The sequence below is a fragment of the Amycolatopsis sp. NPDC051373 genome, assembly GCF_040689465.1.
Classification (GTDB): domain Bacteria; phylum Actinomycetota; class Actinomycetes; order Mycobacteriales; family Pseudonocardiaceae; genus Amycolatopsis.
Map to the genome: position 1 here is coordinate 64,335 of NZ_JBFBAE010000022.1, position 21,244 is coordinate 85,578.

At 68.7% G+C, this 21,244-nt stretch carries 23 protein-coding genes and 2 pseudogenes; 13 read left to right on the plus strand and 12 right to left on the minus strand.

The annotated features are described in order from the left end of the window. Nucleotides 1–13 precede the first annotated feature (13 nt). Nucleotides 14–1,378 carry an MFS transporter gene (locus AB0383_RS34275; RefSeq protein WP_366189494.1) on the minus strand — a complete coding sequence of 455 codons (1,365 nt, stop codon included), beginning with the start codon at nt 1,376–1,378 and terminating at the stop codon, nt 14–16. A 155-nt stretch (nt 1,379–1,533) separates the two neighbouring features. On the opposite strand from AB0383_RS34275, the gene AB0383_RS34280 reads away from it, so the two are divergent. Further along, a complete protein-coding gene (locus AB0383_RS34280) occupies nt 1,534–2,568 on the plus strand; it encodes a LacI family DNA-binding transcriptional regulator (RefSeq protein WP_366189495.1) in 1,035 nt (344 codons plus the stop codon). Nucleotides 2,569–2,602: 34 nt separating this feature from the next. Here AB0383_RS34280 and AB0383_RS34285 read toward each other — a convergent pair whose 3' ends face one another. Continuing rightward, complete coding sequence (locus AB0383_RS34285) at nt 2,603–2,797, minus strand: FAD-binding protein (protein ID WP_366189496.1); 195 nt, start codon at nt 2,795–2,797, stop codon at nt 2,603–2,605. Here AB0383_RS34285 and AB0383_RS34290 point away from each other — a divergent pair. From AB0383_RS34290 to AB0383_RS34300, 3 genes are all read left to right on the plus strand, one after another. Then, nucleotides 2,741–3,571, plus strand: coding sequence for a citryl-CoA lyase (locus AB0383_RS34290; protein WP_364188047.1), 831 nt, complete (start codon nt 2,741–2,743; stop codon nt 3,569–3,571). The genes AB0383_RS34285 and AB0383_RS34290 overlap by 57 nt on opposite strands. A gap of 12 nt (nt 3,572–3,583) precedes the next feature. Further along, complete coding sequence (locus AB0383_RS34295; RefSeq protein WP_364188044.1) at nt 3,584–4,042, plus strand: type II 3-dehydroquinate dehydratase; 459 nt, start codon at nt 3,584–3,586, stop codon at nt 4,040–4,042. A gap of 67 nt (nt 4,043–4,109) precedes the next feature. Continuing rightward, on the plus strand, nt 4,110–4,451 hold the full coding sequence (locus AB0383_RS34300) for a hypothetical protein (RefSeq protein ID WP_364188042.1): 342 nt from the start codon (nt 4,110–4,112) through the stop codon (nt 4,449–4,451). Nucleotides 4,452–5,151: 700 nt separating this feature from the next. On the opposite strand, the gene AB0383_RS34305 is transcribed toward AB0383_RS34300, so the two are convergent. The 3 genes and pseudogenes from AB0383_RS34305 to AB0383_RS34315 all read right to left on the minus strand — a co-directional run. After that, on the minus strand, nt 5,152–5,511 hold the full coding sequence (locus tag AB0383_RS34305; protein ID WP_364188040.1) for an HPF/RaiA family ribosome-associated protein: 360 nt from the start codon (nt 5,509–5,511) through the stop codon (nt 5,152–5,154). A gap of 159 nt (nt 5,512–5,670) precedes the next feature. Next, the gene (locus AB0383_RS34310; protein WP_366189497.1) at nt 5,671–6,765 is read right to left on the minus strand and encodes a Vms1/Ankzf1 family peptidyl-tRNA hydrolase; all 1,095 of its coding nucleotides are present in this window, start codon (nt 6,763–6,765) and stop codon (nt 5,671–5,673) included. Nucleotides 6,766–6,777: 12 nt separating this feature from the next. Continuing rightward, a pseudogene (locus tag AB0383_RS34315) lies at nt 6,778–7,200 on the minus strand (thiamine pyrophosphate-requiring protein); the annotation flags it as partial. Between the two features lie 901 nt (nt 7,201–8,101). On the opposite strand from AB0383_RS34315, the gene AB0383_RS34320 reads away from it, so the two are divergent. Continuing rightward, on the plus strand, nt 8,102–8,512 hold the full coding sequence (locus AB0383_RS34320) for a nuclear transport factor 2 family protein (protein WP_364188036.1): 411 nt from the start codon (nt 8,102–8,104) through the stop codon (nt 8,510–8,512). 656 nt (nt 8,513–9,168) lie between these two features. After that, nucleotides 9,169–10,020 (plus strand): NmrA/HSCARG family protein, encoded by an 852-nt coding sequence (locus tag AB0383_RS34325; RefSeq protein WP_366189498.1) that lies wholly within the window; start codon nt 9,169–9,171, stop codon nt 10,018–10,020. 477 nt (nt 10,021–10,497) lie between these two features. Here the strand turns inward: AB0383_RS34325 and AB0383_RS34330 are convergent, their stop codons facing one another. Beyond that, a complete protein-coding gene (locus AB0383_RS34330; protein ID WP_364190784.1) occupies nt 10,498–10,851 on the minus strand; it encodes an MFS transporter in 354 nt (117 codons plus the stop codon). A 344-nt stretch (nt 10,852–11,195) separates the two neighbouring features. Here AB0383_RS34330 and AB0383_RS34335 point away from each other — a divergent pair, with 344 nt between their 5' ends. The 3 genes and pseudogenes from AB0383_RS34335 to AB0383_RS34345 all read left to right on the plus strand — a co-directional run bounded on the left by AB0383_RS34335 (nt 11,196) and on the right by AB0383_RS34345 (nt 12,022). Further along, nucleotides 11,196–11,477 carry a hypothetical protein gene (locus tag AB0383_RS34335; protein WP_364190787.1) on the plus strand — a complete coding sequence of 94 codons (282 nt, stop codon included), beginning with the start codon at nt 11,196–11,198 and terminating at the stop codon, nt 11,475–11,477. A gap of 45 nt (nt 11,478–11,522) precedes the next feature. Next, nucleotides 11,523–11,747: pseudogene (locus AB0383_RS34340) on the plus strand (transposase); the annotation flags it as partial. A gap of 56 nt (nt 11,748–11,803) precedes the next feature. Then, nucleotides 11,804–12,022 carry a hypothetical protein gene (locus tag AB0383_RS34345; RefSeq protein ID WP_366189567.1) on the plus strand — a complete coding sequence of 73 codons (219 nt, stop codon included), beginning with the start codon at nt 11,804–11,806 and terminating at the stop codon, nt 12,020–12,022. 8 nt (nt 12,023–12,030) lie between these two features. Here AB0383_RS34345 and AB0383_RS34350 read toward each other — a convergent pair whose 3' ends face one another. Together AB0383_RS34350 and AB0383_RS34355 are read right to left on the minus strand one after the other, a co-directional pair. Then, on the minus strand, nt 12,031–12,303 hold the full coding sequence (locus tag AB0383_RS34350; protein ID WP_366189499.1) for a carboxylesterase family protein: 273 nt from the start codon (nt 12,301–12,303) through the stop codon (nt 12,031–12,033). Nucleotides 12,304–12,547: 244 nt separating this feature from the next. Next, on the minus strand, nt 12,548–13,780 hold the full coding sequence (locus tag AB0383_RS34355; RefSeq protein WP_366189500.1) for an epoxide hydrolase family protein: 1,233 nt from the start codon (nt 13,778–13,780) through the stop codon (nt 12,548–12,550). A gap of 225 nt (nt 13,781–14,005) precedes the next feature. Here AB0383_RS34355 and AB0383_RS34360 point away from each other — a divergent pair, with 225 nt between their 5' ends. Together AB0383_RS34360 and AB0383_RS34365 are read left to right on the plus strand one after the other, a co-directional pair. Then, a complete protein-coding gene (locus tag AB0383_RS34360) occupies nt 14,006–14,311 on the plus strand; it encodes an alpha/beta fold hydrolase (RefSeq protein WP_366189501.1) in 306 nt (101 codons plus the stop codon). A 20-nt stretch (nt 14,312–14,331) separates the two neighbouring features. Further along, complete coding sequence (locus AB0383_RS34365; RefSeq protein WP_366189561.1) at nt 14,332–14,748, plus strand: alpha/beta hydrolase; 417 nt, start codon at nt 14,332–14,334, stop codon at nt 14,746–14,748. Nucleotides 14,749–14,987: 239 nt separating this feature from the next. Here AB0383_RS34365 and AB0383_RS34370 read toward each other — a convergent pair whose 3' ends face one another. Beyond that, nucleotides 14,988–15,758, minus strand: a complete 771-nt coding sequence (locus AB0383_RS34370; protein WP_366189502.1) for a transposase — start codon at nt 15,756–15,758, stop codon at nt 14,988–14,990. Between the two features lie 664 nt (nt 15,759–16,422). On the opposite strand from AB0383_RS34370, the gene AB0383_RS34375 reads away from it, so the two are divergent. Together AB0383_RS34375 and AB0383_RS34380 are read left to right on the plus strand one after the other, a co-directional pair. Then, entirely contained in the window at nt 16,423–17,838 is a 1,416-nt protein-coding gene (locus tag AB0383_RS34375) for a PLP-dependent aminotransferase family protein (RefSeq protein WP_366189503.1), read from the plus strand. Between the two features lie 128 nt (nt 17,839–17,966). Continuing rightward, nucleotides 17,967–18,962, plus strand: coding sequence for an NADP-dependent oxidoreductase (locus AB0383_RS34380; RefSeq protein ID WP_366189504.1), 996 nt, complete (start codon nt 17,967–17,969; stop codon nt 18,960–18,962). Between the two features lie 57 nt (nt 18,963–19,019). Here AB0383_RS34380 and AB0383_RS34385 read toward each other — a convergent pair whose 3' ends face one another. The 3 genes from AB0383_RS34385 to AB0383_RS34395 form a co-directional block, all read right to left on the minus strand. Next, a complete protein-coding gene (locus AB0383_RS34385) occupies nt 19,020–19,328 on the minus strand; it encodes a DUF2399 domain-containing protein (protein ID WP_366189505.1) in 309 nt (102 codons plus the stop codon). Between the two features lie 632 nt (nt 19,329–19,960). Further along, complete coding sequence (locus AB0383_RS34390; RefSeq protein ID WP_366189506.1) at nt 19,961–20,287, minus strand: SbcC/MukB-like Walker B domain-containing protein; 327 nt, start codon at nt 20,285–20,287, stop codon at nt 19,961–19,963. Nucleotides 20,288–20,455: 168 nt separating this feature from the next. Further along, nucleotides 20,456–21,154: a hypothetical protein gene (locus AB0383_RS34395; RefSeq protein WP_366189507.1), complete on the minus strand. Its 699-nt coding sequence runs from the start codon at nt 21,152–21,154 to the stop codon at nt 20,456–20,458. Nucleotides 21,155–21,244: the final 90 nt, after the last annotated feature.

Consider the following 21,244-nt stretch of genomic DNA (forward strand, 5'->3'; position numbering starts at 1 on the left):
CCTTCTGTACCCATCACCGCTCGGCCGGGACGGCCGTGGCTGTTGTGCGACGCGCGCCGAGCTGCGCGGTCGGGATCCGGTAGGTCTCCTTGCCCACTAGCACCGCGATCGCCGACACCAGGCAGATCACACAGGTGTAGATCGACACGGGTATCCACCCGGAGGGCGAGTGCCCGGCGACGCTCGCGGTGATCAGGGGCGTGAGACCGGCGGTCGCGAAGCCGAACTGAGTGCCGATCGCCATGCCCGACAGCCGGACGCCGGTGGGGAACATCTCGGCGTAAGTCGCCGGCCACACCGCGAGAGTTGCGGAGAAGGCAACGCCGAGCAGCAGGACGCCGGTCACGGCGACCATGGCGACATCGGCCGTGGAGATCGACCACAGGAACGCCGCCGTCAGCACCGCGCAGCCCGCGATGCCGCCGACGAACATCGGCTTGCGACCGTGACGGTCCGACACCAGCGCGAGTAGCGGCACGGTGACGACGGCGAGTGCGTTGCCGCCCGCGGTGACCCACAGCAGGACGGTCTTCGACATGCCGATCCCGTACACGTCGTCCGTGGCGAACGTGAGCGCGAAGACTGCGAAGATGGTGCCGATGTTGGCGATGAGAGCGGCGAAGAACACCCGCACGACCTGCCGGCTGTGGTGGCGGAACAGTTCGGCCACCGGCAGCCGGCGCACGTCGCCGCGTTCGACTTCTTCTGTGAACAACGGGGTTTCGTCGAGCCGTCGCCGGATCAGGAAGCCCAGCACGACCATCACGGCGGACACGAGGAACGGGATGCGCCAGCCCCAGGAGTACAGCGCGGCATCGTCGAGGCCCGCGGCCAGCGGGATGAACACCGCACTCGCCACGACCTGGCCGGCCTGGGAGCCGCCGAGCGTCCAGCTGGTGACGAAGGCGCGGCGGTGGTCGGGCGCGTGCTCGAAGGACATGGAGTTCGCGCCGGCCTGCTCGCCGGACGCCGAGACACCCTGCAGCAGCCGGAGCAGCACCAGCAGCGCGGGTGCGGCGACGCCGATCTGTCCGTAACCGGGCAAGCAGCCGACGAGGAACGTCGAGGTCCCCATCAGCAGCAGACTCGCGACCATCACCTTCTTGCGCCCCAGACGATCACCGAGGTGCCCCATGAAGAACGAGCCGACGGGCCGGGCGAGGTATCCGACGCCGAAGGTCGCCAGTGATGCCAGCACCGCGGCGGTCGCGTTGCCCTGGGGGAAGAACACTTTGGGAAAGATGAGGGCGGCGGCAGAGGCGTAGACGAAGAAGTCGTAGTACTCCAACGCGCTGCCGATCCAGGCGGCGATCGCGGCCTTCTTCGGGGTGCGCTCGAACAGCGGGGGTGCAGTGGCCCCCGGGGCATCGTCGACCATCGCGGGGCTCCTCTCTGTGGGTGCTTCGGTTGTCCTGCACGGTTTCCGCGGTCCGTTGCCTGGAACGTAGGAGGCCCACCCGACGACGGCAAGCGTTTGCCAGATTTTGCCAACCCTGGCTACGGTGGCGCCTGGAACAGACAGGAGCCCTTCCGATGACCGTGCGCGAGCCGACCGAGCCCACCGGCGTCGGGAGCCGTCCCCGCCCGGCGACGTTGACCGACGTCGCCCGCGTCGCCGGGGTCGCGCCCTCGACGGTGTCGCGGGCGTTCACCAAACCCGGGCGCGTGAACGCCGCTACGTGCGAACACGTGCTGCGGGTCGCGGCCGAACTCGGGTACCGCCCGAACCCCGCGGCCCGGGCGTTGGAGTCAGGCCGGACCTCGACGCTCGGGCTGGTCGTCTCCGACATCACCAACCCGCACTTCTTCGCCCTGGTGCGCGGGGCGGAACGGCAGGCCTCGACGGCGGGGTTCACGTTGCTGCTGGGCGATACGCAGCAGTCGCCGCAGACCGAACGGACGGTGGTGGACCGGATCCACGCATCCGTCGACGGGCTGATCCTCGCCGCCAGCCGGCTGCCGCCGGCGGAGTTGCGCGCCTACGCGGCCACGAAACCGCTGGTGCTGATCAACCGTCAGGCCGAGGACGTCACGAGCGTCGTCACCGACCACGTCGACGGCCCGCGGCAGATCGTCGAGCACCTGCACTCGCTCGGGCACCGCGCGCTCGTGTTCCTGAGCGGGCCGCGGGAATCGTGGTCCGGGGCCCAGCGCTGGGCCGTCATCCGCGACACCGCGAAGTCGCTCGGCATCGCGGCGACGCGCCTCGGCCCGTTCCCGCCGTCGATGGCGGGTGGGCCGGCCGCCGCCGACGCGGCCATCGGAACCGCCGCCACCGCGGTGATCGCCCACAACGACCTGCTCGCGATCGGGGCCTTGCGGCGGTTCAGCGACCGTGGCCTCGCCGTGCCCGGCGACATCAGCGTGGTTGGCTTCGACGACATCTTCGGCGCCGACTTCTGCGCTCCGCCGCTCACCACGCTCACCGGCCCCCTCGACGAGGCCGGCCGCAAGGCCGTGGAGATCCTGGTGACACAGCCGGAAGCCACCGTGCGCGCGCCCCGGTTCTCGCTCCCTTCGCACTTGAAGATCCGGGAGTCGACCGGGCCCGCGCGGCCGCGTGCGTGACTCCGCCCGGCACCAGGTCGTCGGTGAAGGGCGGCTACCTCGCGGCATGGCGGGCGGCGAGATAGCCGAAGATCAGGCCCGCGCCCACCTGGCAACCCGCGCCGGGGTATTCCGACGCCATGACCGAGTCCGCGTCGTTGCCGCAGGCGTAGAGGCGCGGGATCGGATTCCGGTGCCGGTCGAGGACCCGAGCGTCGGGATCGGTCCGCAGTCCCAGCGCTGTGGCCAACGGGGTGTTGCCGACTGGTGGGCCAACAGCATCTGCCGGATGGAGCCCGGCGTGGTCGAGCTCCGGGGGATCCCGGTGCAGGAGCTGATCGGCCACCGCGGTCTGGTGTCCACGATCTGGCTGATGGTCCGCGGCAGCAGCCCGACCACCGCCGAGGCCGCGCTGCTGGAGGCGGCGATGGTCGCCTCGGTCGACCACGGCCCGCAGGCACCTTCCATCGCCATCGCCAGGATGACGGCCACGTGCGGCGTCGGCATGAACAACGCCATCGCGTCCGGCGTCAACGCCCTCGGCGACTCCCACGGTGGCGCCGGACAGCAGTGCGTGGAACTGCTGTCCGACATCGTGGCGCGGGAGTCGGCAGGAGCGGCTCTCGACGCTGCGACGGCGGAAGTGGTCGCCGAGTACCGTGCGCGCGACCCGTACCTGCCCGGGTTCGGTCACCGTTTCCACCCGGTCGATCCCCGGCGTGATCCGCTGCTCGGCCTCGTTGACGAGGCGGTGTCGGCGGGAATCGTCGAGGGCAGGCACGTGGCGGCTGCTCGGGCGGTCGAGACGGAGCTGAACCGAGGGCGACGCGAGCCCGTGCCGATGAACATCGACGGAGCCACCGCGGTGATCTACGCCGAGCTCGGATTCCCGCCGGAGCTCGCGCGGGGCCTGTTCGTGTTGAGCCGCAGCGTGGGCATCCTCGCGCACGCCTGGGAGGAAACGAATTCCGGTCGGCGCAACAAGGGCCCGATGCCGACTTCGATCCTGCCCACCTATCGCTGAGACGGGACGCTGATGCACCTCGCCGTCCTCCACGGTCCGAACCTCAACCTGCTGGGGGAGCGCCGCCCGGAAAAGTACGGGACCACTACGCTCGCCGAAATCACCGCCGACGTCGACCGGACCGCGGCGCGATGGGGCGCCACGGCCGTTCACTACCAGTCGAACCACGAAGGCGCGATGGTGGACTGGGTGCACGCCCACCGCGACGCGGTCGACGCGATCGTGATCAACCCGGCCGGGCTCACCCCGGTGGCCTACTCGCTCCTCGACGCCATCCGGGACACCGATCGCCCGTTCGCCGTCGTGCACATCTCTCAGTGGCACGCCCTCGACGGCAAGGAGCGCAACGACATCTTCGCCTCTTCGGCCGCCGTGTACCTGGCCGGCGCGGGCTGGCACGGCTACGCCCTGGCCGTCGAGGCACTCGTCTTCAAGCTTGAAAGTCGGGTGACTACTCAAGGCCCTCGATGAGGGAAGAGCCGGCGTCGCGGAGCACCTGCGAGACGCCTGCCGCGCCGCAGCCGGTGTGCCGGAGGGCGTGTATTACGACACCGCATTCGGACCTGCCTCGGTGCGTATTCACGAGCTCGCCGTTGCCGCGGAGCTGCGGGATCCGCTCGGCATCGAGCAGGCTGCGGCCTGGCACCCGCCGGCAACGCTGCCGGCGGGACGCCGCTCTCACTACTGCATCGAGCTGGCGAGCGCGCAGCTCTCCCTCGGAGGCCACGAGGATGCCTACCTGCCGCTACAGGGTGCCCGCCGGGTCGCACCCGAGCACACCCGTGCTCCCGGTTCGCCGGACCCTTTCGGCGCTGCTGCGCACCCATGGCTCGTCAAGTTCCGGACTGCTCGACTTGCAGCGTGGGTCCGCGCCCGCTGACCCAGGCAGGGCGGGAGTGTCGCGTCGAGCGAACCGATCGACAGCAGGATGCCCCCACCTGCATAAACACGGCGAAATGGGCCGTCTGGGTTACCGTTCAAGCCAGCAGCAATGACGGTGCGTGTCCGCGTGACCGGACGAGCGGTCATGGTTGAGGCCGCCAGCGGTGGACGGGAGGTCCAGTTCTCGACGTCCCGATCCGTCTGCGCGCCGTCAAGCCGGCCTTTGACGGCTGGAACGATTTCGATGCCGAGATCGAAACCGCTTCGGGAGCCGATGCCATGCTCACGACAGTCCGAACTGCTGCTGCCGCAGTGCGGCGGATCAGGGACGGCGCAGCCCAGGGAATCGACGTATCGTCCGACATCACAGTTTTAGCTGATACTGATGGAGCTGCGATCTTCACCAACCCGTTGCAGTACGTCGTGCCGCCCGAGCCAGCCCTGGTCATCGAGTTGCGGGAGGAGGTGCTGCCTGCCCTCCATCGGGCGGCGATCGGGGATCAACTCCGTCATCCCGCCCGGCCGAGGCCGACGAATGCTCGTGAAGGCCACCTCCGGCTCCCAGCGCCTACTCACGAGTGAGTTGTAGCGATAGACCACCCAGCGCGCGACCAACCGGAACCGGCCCCCCGGCCAGGTGCAGGCTCATCCGCCCAGCCCCTCGACCGGAGCCGCTTACCCGTGGCCCGGCGATCCGCTCAGCTGGTTCCGTCTTCTTTCATGTGCCGGATGGTCTCGCCTCCCTTGTGGTGGCCGGCGCGGCCGAACAGCGTTTCGAGGACCCGCTCGAGTTTGTGCACGGCGCCGTTGAACGCCTCGGCCACCGAGCCCGCGTAGTTCGTGACAGCAACCGGCTTCCGCCCGGCAGGGGTTGCTTCGATCACGCATCGCAGGTCTTCACCGTCGGTGCCCCTGCCCATTTCGTCGCTCAGGTGGACGTCCAGCGTTGTCAGGTGGTCGCTGAACCGCGCCAGCTTCGATTTGAGCTCGGCTTCGAGGCGCTCGATCAATTCCTCATCGCCGCGCAAGTTGCTGTCGGTGCTCATCTGGATCAGCATTCCGCACTTCCCTTCTCCGGACCCGCCGCGATCTGCGAAACCGCGTGTCGGACTCTCTCGAAGCCGACCTGAAGGAGCTAACACCATGGCGGACTCAACGTCCCGTTCAGTTTGTGAGGACCTGAGACAAGACAGGCGCGTGCTCGCCCCGCCCGGTGCTCACGAGTGGCGGAGTAGAGCGGCGAACCCGTCGGGGAGGTCGATCCGCTCGTCCATCACCACCACGTCGGCCCCCACGGCCACCGCCGCGAACGGCAGGGCCTCGTCGGCCCGGTGCGGGGTGGGGTCCGTGGCGCCGAGCGCGGCCAGCCGGGACTCGGTCACCCCGACCTGCGCGGGTTGGGGGCCGGTCAGCACCTCGGCGTTACCCGGGTCGCCGACCAGCAGGGTCACCACGTTCGCCTCGGCCAGCGCGCCGGTGACGCCTTCCAATCCGACTACGGCGAGGCCGGACCCACGACCGAGTTCGGCCCGGACGCGCTCGGCGAGGTCGTCCAGCTCGGCGAGGTGCCAGCCGGCGATCAGTTCGTGGATCCGCTCGTCGAGTTCGGCCCGGTCGGCGCCCGCTGCGCGACCGCCGGCTTCGGTCTCGGTGGTGATCCTGCGGACCGCTTCCGGCAGCAGGTTGTGCAGCTCGGCTCGCGACTGGACCTCACCGGCCAGCACGACCAGCCGGGCGCCGGTGCGTTCGACGGTCTTGGTGATGTGCGCGGCGACGTCCTCGAGGTTGTGCCGCACAGTCTCCTCGATGCGGTTCTGCAGATCTCGATGATCCACGCCGCCCGTGCGCGCCTTGTGTACCTCCTCGTCACGGCCCTGAACCGTTTCCTCGCGCGTGGTGCCGTCGGGGTGGTGCACCTCGACGTTCGCGCCGAGGCGGTCCACGAGTACCACGAGGTGTTCGGGCGCGTCCGCGCTGTGCGTGATCACAGGCAGGAAGTACGGCAGATCCGAGTACCTGGCTTCCTGGGTGGCGGGCGGGGCCGGGAGCCGGCGGTCGGCGACGACCTCACCGTGCGCGGCGATCACGCTCCGCCCGGCCCTGCCGACCGGGGGTGTGCCGGCCTCGACAATGCGCAGGATCGCCGCCACGCTCGGTGCGTCGGCGCCCTGCTCGGTCAGCGCGGCCTCGATCTCCCTGAGCCGCAGCCGAAGCTGCTTCGCGGCGTCCGCGGTGTCGTGCGATTCGTCGAAGTGCACGGACACAAACGGCCCGGTTGTGGTGGTCAGCGGGCGCAGGCCAATGGTGTCCACAGGGGACTCCTCTCAGTTTCTCGACGGCAGCAGCTCCTGGACCTTCGTCTTGAGGCTTCGGGCGACCAGGTGCCACGCGGCGGGGTCGCCCTTGAGCACTGCCTCGGTCATGGACGTGGACTGCTCGAACGTCGCGTGCGGGGAATCGGCGGAACCTCCGGGTCGCAGCGTACGTCGAGGAGGGTCGGTACGTCAGCGTCCAGCGCCGGGGCCCAGGGATGGCCGAGTCACTCGGGGTCGTCGACGGCGATTCCGCCGAGCCCGATGCTGCGCGCGAAGTCCGCATACGGGACTCTGGGCAGAGTCTGCGACGGATCAAACTTCGGTGCGCCGCCCATCGCCCGCAGCTCCCGATGACCTGGTTGAGGTCGTCGGGAAAATGCACACGACGCACCGCTGGTCGGTCCAGAGCTCACGGTCGCGCGCGAGGGTGACCGGAAACCTCGCCTCGGTGCGGCGGTCGGAGGAGTGCGGTTTCGGCCAGTCCAGAGCGTGTCCTATGCCGAGCGGTTCTCCCAGCCGGTCCTCGCCGGCGATGAGTGTGCGCATCGGCTCGGACGCGACGCTCCAACGCCCTTGCCCCAGTAAGAGCATCAGGCGAGGGCGGTGATCCCGTACTTCGCCACGATCGTCGTGACGGCGGTCAACGGCTCCATTTGGCACAGCCGAAATACTGGCGGTGACCGGTGCCCGGCGAACTGATGAGCAGCAGTGGTCACTGCTGCCCGGCGAAGCGGGCGTGGCTGCGGCGCATCGGAAGTCGCGTGACGCCGGGAGCACACGCACCCGCTGCGCGCGCCGGCGCTGGAACGGACGCCCGGGGTGCCTTTGCTCCAGGAACAGCGCGCGCCCGTGATGGGTCCGTTGGCGAAACTCAGCGGGCACCAAAGGAGCAAAGAATGGTCACAGGCGACGTTGACTGCTGAGTCAGCCCCAGCGCTTGCTGACCGGTTGCGACGGATGTGAGGCTCGGCGAGGGCGGGGTAGCGGAGACGATCACCGGTGCGGTGGGCGCGGAGCCCGGCAACGTCGCGGCGAAGGCGGCGGCGGACTCCGTGACCGGGCGGTTCACACGACCCGAGGGGGTCGATGACCTGGTGGCTTTCCTGGCCAGCGGCCGCGTCGGCAAACTGATGGGGGTCCGGCATCATCATCGACGGCAGCATGACCCAGACGATCTGACTCGGACGATCCGACCGCGAAGAGGTAGTGCCTTTCGGGTGGCTCACGCCGGGTCTGACCTGGCGATCAGCCCCGCTAGGGGCGTGATCGGGACCGCTTTGCCACGCAACGTCTCGGCTGCCACGATGGCGCTCGACGCTGGGAGGTGTCACTCATGGTCGACAGATTGAGCACCGATGATCAGCTCGCCATCCTCGAACTAGCCGCCCGCTACTGGCAGGCGGTCGACACCGGCGACCTGCTGGGCTTCGCCAACACTTTCACTCCCGACGGTGAGCTCGAAAACTTCGCGGGCGTCACCAAAGGCCGTAAGGCGCTTGCCCAGTGGCTGAAGGACTTCGAGCCCGAGCGGCTCGGTAACCGGCACTACACCGTGAACCATCTCATCATCAAGATCGATACCGACACCGCGAGCGTCTGGAGCTACCTCGTCGTGACGTCGGTCGAGCCGCCGAAGCAGAACACACCTCGTGTCGCCGCACTCGCCCGGTTCGACGACCGGGTCGTGCGCGTGGACGGCGAGTGGCTCTTCGCGCACCGCACCATGACCGTGTTCGGCGCCTGACCCGACCAGTACTTCCCAGCCGACCGAAAGGAACTGGTCGACGAGGTGCAGGTCGCTGACTTGGTCGCCACTCGATTCGGCAGGGCTACCGGACGCGTGAACTGGGGCCAACCCCTTAAAGCCGCGAACGTCGCGACGGATTGGATCACGTGAAGCACAACTACGGGCTCTCCTGAGTGGTGGATGAGGTCACCGTCCGCCGGCGCGGTCGGACCCACACGATCTTTCCTCGACGAGCTCTGCCTGAAACTGTTGCTGGCCTGGCTGGCCCAAACGCCACGAACACTGGCCGGCCGGCACCAACACGCACCTGCGGACCACCGCCCACAGCGTCTTCACCCTCGGCGACCCGGGCCATCGCGACCACCAGGCTCGCCCGGATCTTCCGCATGGTCGAGGTCCAGGCCCAGCAGCTGCGAGGTGGCTGCCACCGGCCGGCCGCAACGGCGCAACGCGTGCCCGTCGAGGTCCGTGGCCGCCAGCTCCTATCGGCGACGTCGGCAGCGTGCCGGGCCTGGTTCACGGCCGAGGGTCACCGCGAGCCGCCGTGCCACTGCACCGACCGACGGTAAGGTGTTCCTTCGGGCGGGCAGTCCGACAGGGCAGGAGGTGCGCAGCAGCCGTGAGCTGTTCCGCAACTGACACGGGGGTGTGCGATGGCTGACCGTCCGATTCTGGTGCTGGCCGCCACCGGCGGGCAGGGGCGTGCCGTCACCGCGGCGCTCCTGGACCGCGGCGCCGAGGTGCGGGCGCTGGTGCGTGATCCTGGCAGCCCGGGTGCACAGGCTCTGAGCCGGCGCGGTGTCGAGGTCGTTTCCGGCTTGCTGGAGGACGTCGATTCCCTCACCGGCGCCATGCGCGGCGTGGCAGGCGTGTTCGCGTTGACCACGCCGTTCGAGTCGGGGGTGGAGGCCGAGGTGGCCCAGGGGCGGGCGATTCTCGCGGCCGTGCGCGAGGCGGACGTGCCGCACCTCGTGTTCAGCTCGGTCGCCGGCGCCGCTCAGCGGACTGGGGTTCCGCATTTCGAAAGCAAAGCGATCGTGGAGTCCGAGGTCCGTGCGAGCGGGGTCCCCTACACGATCCTGGGGCCCACGTACTTCTTCGACAACGCTCTCGGTGATCAGGAACGGATTCTAGCGGGATCACTCGACCTCCCGTTGCCGAGTGACCGGCCGCTGCAGCAGCTCGCGCGCTCCGATCACGGCGCGTTCGCCGCCCAGGTGCTGGTGCACGCCGGCAAGTATGCCGGCCGGCGAATCGAGCTCGCCAGCGACGCCCCTACACCGGCGGAGATGTCGCGCTCGCTGAGCGCCGCCGTCGGCCTTGAGGTGCGCCACAACCGGTATCCCCTCGAGTCCATCCGCAATCCGGACATGCACGCGATGTGGGAGTTTCTCAACGGACCGGGCTACCAGGTGGACATCACCGCGCTGCACGCCGCCCATCCGGAGATCGAGTGGACTTCCTTCGCCACCTGGGCTCAGCGGGTCTTCGCGTCCGGATCGTGAACGTCGCGCCTGCCTCGCGCGAACATCGACGCCGCGTAGGGTCAGATTTGTTCCGTCGGCTGATGGGGAAGGTCGTACAGGGCGGGGTTGTCTCGTAGCGGCACCTCGGCACGGTCGCCAGCGCCCATCCGCGAGCACGGCGAACAGCATGGAGCCCATGCCGTATGGGTCGTAGATCCCGGTCAGCGGCCCGGGCCAGGGGGAGCGCGGCCTTGAATTCCGGGCGCACCCGGATCCGGGTGCTGATCTTCTCGCAGAATACGCGCGCGCACTTCGCCGTCGCCAGCGCGTCGAGCTGGCTGTGCGTGGCCGGCGAGCACCCGCGCGGCGAACAGGCCCGCGACGCTGCCACTGAGGACACACGCTTGTATCGAAGTGCTCGGGTGCGGTCTCGGGCGGTGCCAGGTTCACGACCTGCCAGAAGAGGGCGACGTGTGACTCGGCCATCCTCCCACGCGGGTGTGCGCAAGAGCGAAGCTAGCCGTGGCCGGGTTGCGAAGCCGTCGTCCGGAGCCGACCCGGTACGTTCGGGCGGCGGGCGCGCACGTCGGACGCCGCGGGCTGCGTGCCGGCCGGGCCGTCGGTCGCGAAAGGTCCGTCGCGCGAAGGTGCCGGAACTCCGGCGGTTCGAGCGCGAACTCCGCGGCGTTGCGGGAGAGATCGGCGTCGACGCTCGAAGAGCTCGAAGTACCGGTCGGGGGCGCTGAGTTCGCGGTAGGCGGTCCACCTCCGTGCGCACGTGCGCTGCCGCGAAAGGCCCACGCGCGCGAGGGCCTTCAGGAACTCCGCCGAGTTCTCCGACGGCACGTGATAGCAGACCTCGACGAGCACGGCCCGGCTGACGAGTCGAGCTCTTCCTCTTTGCCGATGAGGATGCCGATCTCGGTTCGGGCCACGGCATCACCACGGTCCGGTCCAGTGCGCCCGTACTCGGGTGGATCGGCAGCACCACCAGGGAAATGGCGCCGAACACGAGCAGCACGGCCGAGACCGTCAGCGTTGCGGCCACGCCGAGGCCGGCGTAACCGCGCCAGATCGACCGAAGGTCGGTCCGTGCTCGACCTGCCGGGCCGGATGCATACCGGCAACACACGAACGTGGTCCGAGCGGTCGATGGCACCCGGAAGCATTTCAACCCAGCCGTTTCCCGAGTTACCGGGCGCTAGACTCGCCCGATGAGCGAACGCGTCGAGGTCACCCGCACGGGCCCGATGGAGTACCGGGCGGTCGTGCAGGACGGGCTGGACACCACGCAGCACCGGATCACCATGTCGCACGCGGTGCTGGACGACCTGCTGATACCTGACCTCGACACGCACCGCGTGGCGAGGGAGACGGTCAAGTACCTGCTCGACCGCGAACCGGGGGACGAAATGCCGCAGGAGATCGACCTGGACCACCTGAGCAACCACGACAAGGGCTTCCTGACCGAGCTCAAGGCGCGGCTCACGAACTAGGGCGTGGCTGACAATCATCGTGTGGCTGCTCGGCTGCTGTGGGTCGTGTCGCGGTTTCAGTTGCTGTCGGGCGACCAGTGGGCGTTGATCGAGGACTTGCTGCCGGTGCGTACGGGCAAGCGCGGTCGTCCGTTCTCGAATGCGCGGGCGATGGTTGAAGGGATCATCTACCGGTTCCGCTGCGGGATCGTCTGGCGGGATGTGCCGGCGGTGTTCGGCCCGTGGCGGACGATCTGGACCTGGCATCGTCGGATGGCGGGGGAGGGCACGTGGGACACCGTGCTGCAGCGGTTGCTCACTGCTACTGACGCGGCCGGGCTGGTGGATTGGGCGGTGTCGATGAATTCCACGATCGGGAGGGCGCACTCCGGGCCGCGGCCGAGATCATCCGCCGCCACGGCCACAAGCCTGCCGACATGGTCTGGACGGACATCGAGCCCGTGGCCATCGCGGCGGCGGCGGTCAACGGCGTGGTCTGGGATTTATTGGCTGGATCGCAGAAGCTGCGTTATCCGGATTGGTGCGCATTGGTGCACCGGTGGTGATCACCGGCTCACGGTTTGCCAGAACGAACAGTGATGTTCGGCCTCGAAATCGACTTGCCGCGTGCCGTCCGTGGACAGGGATGGTAGCGGTGTTGCTGCTCGATATACGGGCCATGCCGGAGATCCGTCGCTTTCGGATTGCCGGTTTTCGCGAACGAGGTCCAGTAGCTGATCAGCGTGTGGGGCAGTGCGAACTGGGCGGGGCTGGGCGGTGCCGTTCGGGGTCCGGCGAAGCTCCCGTCGAACAGGTAGGGCAGTTCCGCGCCGTGCGCGGCACCCATCGGGAAGTTCCCGTGCCTCTCACCTTCCCTCTCCCCGTGGTCTCGCCGCTGACAACACCGGACACAGCCGAAGCGAGCAGCAGAGTCGCGACCTGCTGGTTGGTGCCGTCGTCGTACTGGTCGCCGAGGTGCCACGCCGCCGTGGACTTCGGCGGCGCTCGATCACTCACCCGCGCGGTACGGAAGCTCCAGCGTCGGCAGGTTCCTTCTTCGTGACATCCGGTTGCGTGTGGTGGGCGTGGGGTCAGCGACCGGGTTTCGCGGCTATGTCGGCTCGGCGCGGTTGGAAGGCGGCTCGGAGCTCGGCCGCGAACAGTTCGGGTTCTTCCCACGCGGCGAAGTGGCCGCCTCGCCCCGCTGCGTGGAAGTAGTCGAGGGTGGGGTATGCCTGTTCGGCCCAGCTGCGGGGGGTTTGCCAGATCTCGCCGGGAAACGTGGTGAAGCCGACCGGGACGCCGACGCCGGGTGGCGGCGCCGGGTTCTGCGCGGCGGGTGCATCGGGTCCGTAGGCCTCCCAGTACGAGCGGGCGGCCGAGGCGCCGGTGCCGGTCAGCCAGTAGGTCGTGATGTTGTCCAGGACGTGGTCGGGGGTCAGGTTGCCGGAGGGCTGCCCGTCGAGGAAGGCACGGGCGATCTTGTCGTAGGCGTCGGTGTCGTGGTCGAGCATCCAGGCGGCGAGGGCCGCGGGCGAGTCCAGGAGCGCGTAGCCGATCGTCTGCGGCCGGGTGGACTGCTCGACGAAGTAGCCGTTGCCGCTGGTCTGGAAGGTTTTGATCGCGGCCTGCGCGGCGCGTTCCTGCTCAGTGCCGGCAGGCAGGGCGGCGGGGTCGTTGAGCGCGGGCACGAGCAGGTTGGTGTGGATGCCTACGAGTCCGTCGGGTGCCTGGCGGCCCATCGCGTCGGTGACGCCGGCGCCGACGTCGCCGCCTTGGGCCACGAAGCGGGTGTAGCCGAGGCGGCGCATCAGCTCCGCCCAGGCGCGCGCGGTGCGGCCGAGGTCCCAGCCGACCTCGACTGGTTCGGCGGAGAAGCCGTAGCCGGGCAGGGACGGCACCACGAGGTGGAACGCGTCCTGGGCGAGGCCGCCGTGGTTGGTCGGGTCGGTCAGCGGACCGATTGAGTCGAGCAGCTCCATGACCGAGCCGGGCCAGCCGTGCGTCATGATCAGCGGCAGCGCGTCGTCGTGGCGCGAGCGCACGTGCAGAAAGTGGATTTCCACACCATCGATCTCGGTGGTGAACTGCGGCAGCGCGTTCAGCCGCGCCTCGACCCGGCCCAGGTCGTACCCGCTCGCCCAGTACCCGCAGACGGCCTGCATGGCGGCCAGCTGCGCGCCCTGCGTCCGGTCCTCGACGAGCTCCCGGCTCGGCCATCGGGTCGCGGCGAGGCGCCGCCGCAGGTCATCGAGTGCCTCGCGCGGTACGGACACCGAGAACGGGCGGATGGCATCGGTTCGCTGCTCAGCAGTCGTCGCCACGATTGACCTCCCGAAGCGCACGTGAACGCGGCTCCGCAGACTGGCATGTGTTGGGAGGACACGGATCACCCCTCAGAGATGATGCCGCGCCCGGCAGGCGTAGGCATCGTTCCCGTCTCGCGGCCGCAGCGTCCGGGACGAATCCGGGCTGGGCGGCGAAACCGGCGGGACCTGGCTGGTCGGCGGTTTGAAGCCGCGCCGATCGCGCTGCCAAGTGAGGCGACGATGAGCACGAGCGAGGACCGCGGTGGCGGCGCGAGCGGACAACCCGATCGGCAGGCGGCGTGGCTGAAGGGCGGCGATCTGCGTGAAGGGCACGCGGACGTCGGCGATGTGCGGCTGCACTACGTGGAGGCGGGCGGGGGGCCGTTGATCGTGCTGCTGCACGGTTTCCCCGAGTCCTGGTACGGCCGGCGACTGCAGATCGAACCGCTCGCGGCGGCCGGGTTCCACGTTGTCGCGCCGGATATGCGCGGCTACAACCTGTCCTCGCGGCCGAAGGAGTCGAGGCCTACGACACCGAGCACCTGACCGCCGATCTCAGCGGCCTCATCCGAGAACGCGGCCCCGAGAAGGCGCTGCTGGTCGGGCACGACTGGGGCGGCACCGTCGCCTGGGTGACGGCCATGAGCTACCCCGAGGTCGTGGACCGGGTGGCCATCCTCAACGCGGCGCACCCGCGCAAGCTGTCGCAGGGATTGCATCACCCCGGCCAGCTCCGGAAATCATGGTACTTCTTCATGTTCGCCCTCCCAGACCTGCCCGAGTCGGTCGTGCACGCCAACAACTGGCATTTCTTCCGCCACTTCCTGCAAGACGCCCACCCGGCCTACACACCAGAGGAAACCGACGACTACGTGCAGGCGTGGTCGCAACCGGACGCGGCGACCGGGACTGTCGGGGCGGCGCTGCAGAGGCGGTGCGCAGAAGGGGCGCGCCGGGCTGGCGGGGGCGTGGCCTCGACCTAGGTGTGCTGCTGTCGTTGGTGGTTGGTTGACAGGTTGGGCGTGGGGTTGGGTCTTCTGTAGCAGCCTCTCATACGGGGTTTGGCCGGCGAGGCCGCCGTGGGGCCGGTGAAGTTGTAGTAGTCCTCCCATTCCTTAGTTTCTCATTGAAGGCGCCGATGTCGCCGAGGACGACGCCGTCGAGCAGGCGGTAGAACTCTTCGGCGTCGATGCGGTGGGAGCGTTCGATGCTCCTGTGTTCGTCAAGCGGTGCTCGGGAGGGCTGGCTCTGGGGCGATCGGTGCCGATCGCGGAAGGTTGGCGTAGATCTCGCGGGCGATGTAGCGCTTGAGGCAGCGGATGATCTCGCGTTTGCTCAGTCCTTCGGCGGTGCGCCGGTCGACGTAGTCGCGAGTGGGCTGGTGACGGCGCATGCGGACGATGGTCACGATGTAGAGGGCGCTGTTCGCGGCGCGATCACCGCTGCGGCTGAGCCGGTGGCGGCCGGTGGTGCGGCCGCTACTGGCTGGTTGTGGAGCGACTCCGCAGAGTTTGGCAAAGGCTGCCTCGCTGCGGATGCGCTCGGCGTTGTCGCCGGCGGTGACCAGGAATTGCCCAGCCAACTCGATGCCCACCCCGTGGAGTTCGACGAGTTCCGGCGCGGTGGAGCGGACCAACGCCTCGATCTGCTTGTTGAGCGTTGTGATCTCTTCGTCCAATGTCTTCCAGCGGCGCGCCAGGTCGCGCAGTGCTGTTGTCACTCCGGCCGTGAGCAACTGCTCGGGTGCGCCGATGAGCGTGAGGACGTCATCGGTTTCTGGGTCCAGTTGCAGGCATCGGTTGATCAGGGTCCTCTTGGTCAAGGCCACCAGGTCGTCCCGCAACGGCGAGGGCGCACCGATCATCACGCCCCAGAGGGTGTTGAACGTCTGGGTCCGGGCCTTGACCGCGCTGGTCCGGGTGATCCGGAGCGTTCGGATCACCTCGACGACGCCAGATTTGGCTTTTGGGGTCGCGGTCGATGGTGTGGACACGCAGGATCCGCACCTCTACTACACTTCCGGCCAGGTCAGGACTCACTTTTCCCACATGTTTCCAGCGGTAGATCATGGATATCTCGACCTTCTGCCTCGAATGTGGCGGCCACAGCTTCTCCTTGTCCGGCATCATTCGATTGAAGAGGTCAATCTCGACATGTGAAATCTCCCATTCCAAGCCAGGTCCGCCTTTAGTGATAACCAGTGCCGAATTGCTCTTCAAGCTCTGAACGCTTTCAAGGTGAATTTGAAGTAGTAGTTCTCGTGTGTGCCGACCAATTTACCAGCCCACGTCTGCGCCGCATCTTCGGTCCGACGTAGGCGCGACCGTCGCGATCCACGTGTCGAGCGGTTTAGTCCGTTAGCAATTCCGACCGGCCCGTTGCCCTTCTGTGGACGTGAATCAGATCATCGGTATCCCCCAGTTCGCAGTTGTGCACCAGGACCGCTGCGGACCAAGCAGTACGAATTTTCCTTGCAAACGTGAGCAGCAATTCCTTGGTAAGCTCCGCTGCAATTGCGGATCCTTTCTGGTCGATCCTGCTGACCAATAGGCGCAACCGATCGTTTCGACGGGCCGTGCGCTCGAACTTCGCAAGAACGCGATCACCGGATAAGGTGATCACAGTCGATCATCCCGGCCGGTCAGTATCGTTGACCCGTGACCGACCGAGCAGCTGAGCGCGGCCCCAGGACGACGGGCCTCGACCTGCACCTGGGCCGGCTCGACAGGAACGTGCGGGCCTGCCTCATGGACGCGGTCCGCGACGCGATCCGCGCCGGCCGGCTCGCGCCCGGGGCCAGGCTGCCGTCGAGCCGCGCCCTGGCCGCGGACCTCCGGGTGGCCCGCAACACCGTGGTCCGGGTCTACTCCGAGCTCATCAGCGAGGGCTGGCTCACCGGGCTTCAGGGTTCCGGCACCGAAGTTTCGGAGCGGGTAGCCGAATTCGTCGGCGAACGAGCTCGGCCGCGGCCGGCCGACACCCGCTCGCGGCCAGGGCACGATCTGCGGCCCGGCCATCCGGACCTGTCGTCGTTCCCGCGCGACGAGTGGATTCGCGCAGTGAAGAAGACGGTCGGCACCGCGCCGTTCGAGGCGTTCGGCTACGCGGATCCCCGCGGCCGAGGCGAACTCCGCGACACTCTCGCCCGGTACCTCGCGCGGGCCCGCGGCCTGCGTGCGCATGCCGGCGACGTCGTCGTGTGCAGTGGCGCCGCGGAGGGGTTGCGGTTCGTCGCGGCCGCGCTTGCGGCGACCGGGGTGACGCGCGTGGCCGTGGAAGAGTTCGACCTGCCGAGCCAGCGCCGCACGTTGGCCGACGCCGGGCTCGAAACCGTTCCCCTCGGCGTCGACACGGGCGGCGTCGACCCCTCGGTACTCGAACGGTCATCGGGGATCGGCGCCGTTCTGCTTACCCCCTCACACCAGTTCCCCCTGGGCGTCGCGCTGCGGTACGACCGGCGCGCCGCGATCGTCGAGTGGGCCCGCCGACACGGCGCGCTGATCATCGAAGACGACTACGACGGCGAGTTCCGCTACGACCGGTCCCCCGTCGGCGCGCTGCAGGGACTCGACCGCGATCACGTGCTGTACCTGGGCACCGCGAGCAAATCGCTCGCGCCGGGCCTGCGCCTCGGCTGGCTCGTGGTGCCCGACCGCCTCGTCGACGTGATCACCGCCCAGAAGGGGGACACGGAGGAAACCGTCGGGTTCGTGAACCAGCTGGCGATGACCGAGTTCGTGCAATCGGGTGCCTACGACCGGCACATCCGGGCGATGCGCGCGCAGTACCGCCGCCGGCGCCGGCACCTCGTCGAGACGCTCGCCGAGCGCGCGCCGAAAGTGCGCGTGGCGGGAAGGGCCGCGGGATTACACGTCCTGCTCGAACAACCCGGGCGCACGGGCCGCGAACTCGTGCGGCGGATCGCCGCCGAGCAGCTGACGGTTGAACCCCTGAGCTTCTTCCGGCATCCCGACGCCGCCTCGAACCGCGACGGCGTGGTGATCGGTTTCGCCGCACCTTCGCCGAGCGGGTGGTCGGGGGTTCTCGACGCGCTGGTCCGCGCGCTCGCGTGACCCGAGTGGTCCCCGCTCGCGCGTCCCAAGTGGACCCAGGTGCCGAGTCGACCCGGAGTTAGCCTCGCGGACAGGCCGATGAAGGCCCACGGCCAAACCCCATTGCCCGCTCACCACGAGGACTCAGCATGAAAGCCATCACCGTCAAGGACCCCGCCGCCGGGGTCGAAGGGTTGACCCTGACCGACCGCCCGGCCCCGCACGCCGCGGAGAACGACGTCATCGTGCGGGTGCACGCGGCCGGCTTCACCTCCGGCGAGCTGGAGTGGCCGGGCAGCTGGACCGATCGGGCGGGCCGTGACCGGACACCCAGCGTGCCCGGTCACGAGCTGTCAGGTGTCGTCACCGAGCTCGGCTACGGCACCACCGGGCTCACCGTCGGGCAGCGCGTGTTCGGGCTCGCCGACTGGACCCGCGACGGGTCGCTCGCCGAGTTCACCGCCGTCGAAGCCCGCAACCTCGCGCCGCTGCCGGCCGACGTCGAACACGCCGTCGGCGCCGCGTTGCCGGTCTCCGGGCTGACCGCGTGGCAGGCCCTGTTCGACCACGGCCGGCTCGAGGCGGGGCAGACCGTGCTGATCCACGGCGCCGCCGGGGGGGTCGGCTCGCTCGCGGTGCAGCTGGCGAAGCGAGCGGGCGCGACCGTGATCGGCACGGGCCGCGCCGGCAATCGTCAGGTCGCCCTCGACCTGGGTGCCGACGCGTTCGTGGACCTGGAGAACGAGCGGCTGGAAGACGTCGGCGAGGTCGACGTGGTTCTCGACGTGTTCGGCGAGGAGATCGGCGTGCAATCCGCCGGCCTGGTGCGGGCGGGCGGCACGCTCGTTACCATCGCCGCCCCGCCGGAGGTCGAGCCGCGTTACGGACGGTCGGTCTTCTTCGTTGTGGAAGCCGACCGCGCCCGCCTGGCCGAGCTGGTCGCACTCGTGCGCGAAGGCAACCTTCGCGTGCCGATCGGGTCGCGCCATTCGCTGGCCGAGGCACCGCAGGCCTTCGCCTCCGGACGGCAAGGCGGCGGGAAGCCGATCGTCGTGGTAAGCCCGCAGCCAGTTGCTGGACATGACCCGCACCGATCTCGACAGCGGTTTGCACGACCTGCCTGTGCACGTTGTGCAACGAGTTGATGTTCCCGCGGTGCGGTGGCGGCTGCGGTCGATGGGCTGGTTGGCCCGAATCGCCGCTCACCCGGCCCCCTCCGGCTCCATCGCCAGGCGACCGAGGTACTGGCCGCGCTGCCGGAACCGGGCCGGCGCCTCGACCGGCGTACTCTGGGCGACCGAACCCGACCGGGTGTAGTCAAGCGCACCCATCCTCCAGGGACGCGCACGACTGCACGCTGCCAGCAGCATGCGTACGTGCGCGAGCCCGGCGACGTCGAAGTCCGCTCGGACAGCGACCTGCCAGCCGATGTCTGCCAACGCGGCAATGACCGTCGCCTCAAGTGCCGACGGGGTCCGGACAGTGCACAGCAGCCGTATGGGCACGGGCATACATATCGCCGACGTGGCCGCGGCTCCACGAGTCTTAGGCGTCGCAATTACGGAAGCGGCCGGCCGGGTCTCCGCACACCGCAATCCGGTCGTTCGGTCTCGATCTTACAATCGGTTGCAAGCGTGCAGAATTTCGCGACGATGTCCGTCACCTGCTGCTCGCGTGGGGCGTAACGCTCGGGAAACCCGCTGTTCTGGACGGCTTGTTCAGCGTCGCGGATTCGGAACTCCAGTACATCGGAGACAGCGTCAGCGTCGGGTTTTCCATCTGCAGACTCCGCTTATCGAGAGCCGCAGTAGCGAGCTGTCTTCGGAGAGCGTGAGCCGCGACGATGGCGGGCGTCAGCATTTCGCTGCGGGCTCGCAGCCGACGGGTGAAAGCACCCAGATCTACGCTCCTGCGTTGTTGGCCGACGTGACGATGTCCGAGGGGACGGTGACAGTCACCGCGCCTGCGGATCCGGAGGCTCGCACGGCGGCCGTAGGCCTGCTCGGCGGAACGGTATTACGCCCTCGTCTCCTGGCAGCTCGGTCAAACCGCGGATCAGCATGGGGAACGCGACGACGGTGCCGTCAGCGGCCTCCTCCAGGTCATGCGCGTCGATGCTGTCCCACGCCCCCGGCGCACCGTCTCAGAGGTAACTGGTGCACATCAAGTCCAGGTCGAGCTCGGCCAGGTAGCGGGCCAGTCCTTCGCGTCCACGTTCATCGACCTCGGCCGGCACCTCATCAAGAGCCGTCTGCCGCAGACCGGACGGCCCGAGACCGTCGTAGGCAGCAGCGACCGCCGCGATCACCGACGCAAGCACGACAAGCCGTCGCTCGCCACAGGAGAGGCCGGTCTTCGACGACCAACGCTGAGCCGCGCCGCCAGGTCGCGTGACCTCGTAATGGACGTCGACCCAGCCGCGGACGTCGACGGTCGATTCCACGATCGCGCGGGCGCATCTGCACGCCACCAACGTAGTTCGACCCACGGGGGTGGGTCGAACTACACGAATCTGCTCGGCGAGCCGCCTGATCACGTGATCGATCGCGGTTCAACCGCGTCCGCGGCGACAAGTCGTATTCCTCCCGTGCGATCCGCAGGCATCTGCGTGCTGACGGATTCGAAGGGGAGTCGCGAACTACCGAGCAGTCCGAGAAGATATGCAGAACAGGAAGTCGGGCGGTCCTCCCTGACGGTGATATGTCCCGGCCGGCGGGACGACACCGTTGCATCTAGAACGATACCGCTGCGGCGCTGAGGATGAGGTGCTCGTCGGCGCTCGGCCACGAGACGCGGAACGGGAAGACGTCTTTGCCGGTGAACAGCGTTTCCCGCCCCGCACCAGCTCGGCGACGCCGACCGCGACCGGTGGTACGCCGCCGGAGTAACGCGCGTAGACGAGGTCGCCGCCATCCGGTGTCCACATCGGACTGTGCAGCGCCGTGCCCGGCTCGGTGGCGAACGTGCTGCGGGCGCCGCCGGCGACCGTGACGACGTCGATCCTCGTCCCGGCCGCCACGAAGGCGAGCTTGATCCCGTCCGGCGACCGCGCCGGTTCGTACTCCTCGTCGGGCGTGTCGGTGACGAGCGTGGCCCGTCCCGACGCGACGTCCAGCACGTGGATGCCGTAGCTGCCCGGCGCGTCGGACGAGTAGGCGATTTTCTCGCCGTCCGGCGAAAAAACTGGTTCCCGGTGGTCGAACGGCCCGCTCGTGAGGCGGCGCAGACCGGTGCCGTCGGCCCGAATCGTCCAGAGGCCGAAGCTGCTTTCACGGTAGGACTGGAACACCACAGTGGAGCTGTCCGGCGACCGCCTCGGCCGCCACGTGCGACCCACGCTCCGTTCCCCTTAAGTAGAGCCCTGAAGTGCGATGTCGATGGTGCAGCCAGTGTCAGCCTCGCCAGGATGAACGCTTCGCCGTGTTGG

Coding starts and splice junctions, on each gene's coding strand:
- AB0383_RS34275 (WP_366189494.1), bottom strand. CDS start 1,378: ATGGTCGACGATGCCCCGGGGGCCACTGCACCCCCGCTGTTCGAGCGC.
- AB0383_RS34280 (WP_366189495.1), top strand. CDS start 1,534: ATGACCGTGCGCGAGCCGACCGAGCCCACCGGCGTCGGGAGCCGTCCC.
- AB0383_RS34295 (WP_364188044.1), top strand. CDS start 3,584: ATGCACCTCGCCGTCCTCCACGGTCCGAACCTCAACCTGCTGGGGGAG.
- AB0383_RS34305 (WP_364188040.1), bottom strand. CDS start 5,511: ATGCTGATCCAGATGAGCACCGACAGCAACTTGCGCGGCGATGAGGAA.
- AB0383_RS34320 (WP_364188036.1), top strand. CDS start 8,102: ATGGTCGACAGATTGAGCACCGATGATCAGCTCGCCATCCTCGAACTA.
- AB0383_RS34325 (WP_366189498.1), top strand. CDS start 9,169: ATGGCTGACCGTCCGATTCTGGTGCTGGCCGCCACCGGCGGGCAGGGG.
- AB0383_RS34335 (WP_364190787.1), top strand. CDS start 11,196: ATGAGCGAACGCGTCGAGGTCACCCGCACGGGCCCGATGGAGTACCGG.
- AB0383_RS34350 (WP_366189499.1), bottom strand. CDS start 12,303: ATGGGTGCCGCGCACGGCGCGGAACTGCCCTACCTGTTCGACGGGAGC.
- AB0383_RS34360 (WP_366189501.1), top strand. CDS start 14,006: ATGAGCACGAGCGAGGACCGCGGTGGCGGCGCGAGCGGACAACCCGAT.
- AB0383_RS34380 (WP_366189504.1), top strand. CDS start 17,967: ATGAAAGCCATCACCGTCAAGGACCCCGCCGCCGGGGTCGAAGGGTTG.
- AB0383_RS34385 (WP_366189505.1), bottom strand. CDS start 19,328: ATGCCCGTGCCCATACGGCTGCTGTGCACTGTCCGGACCCCGTCGGCA.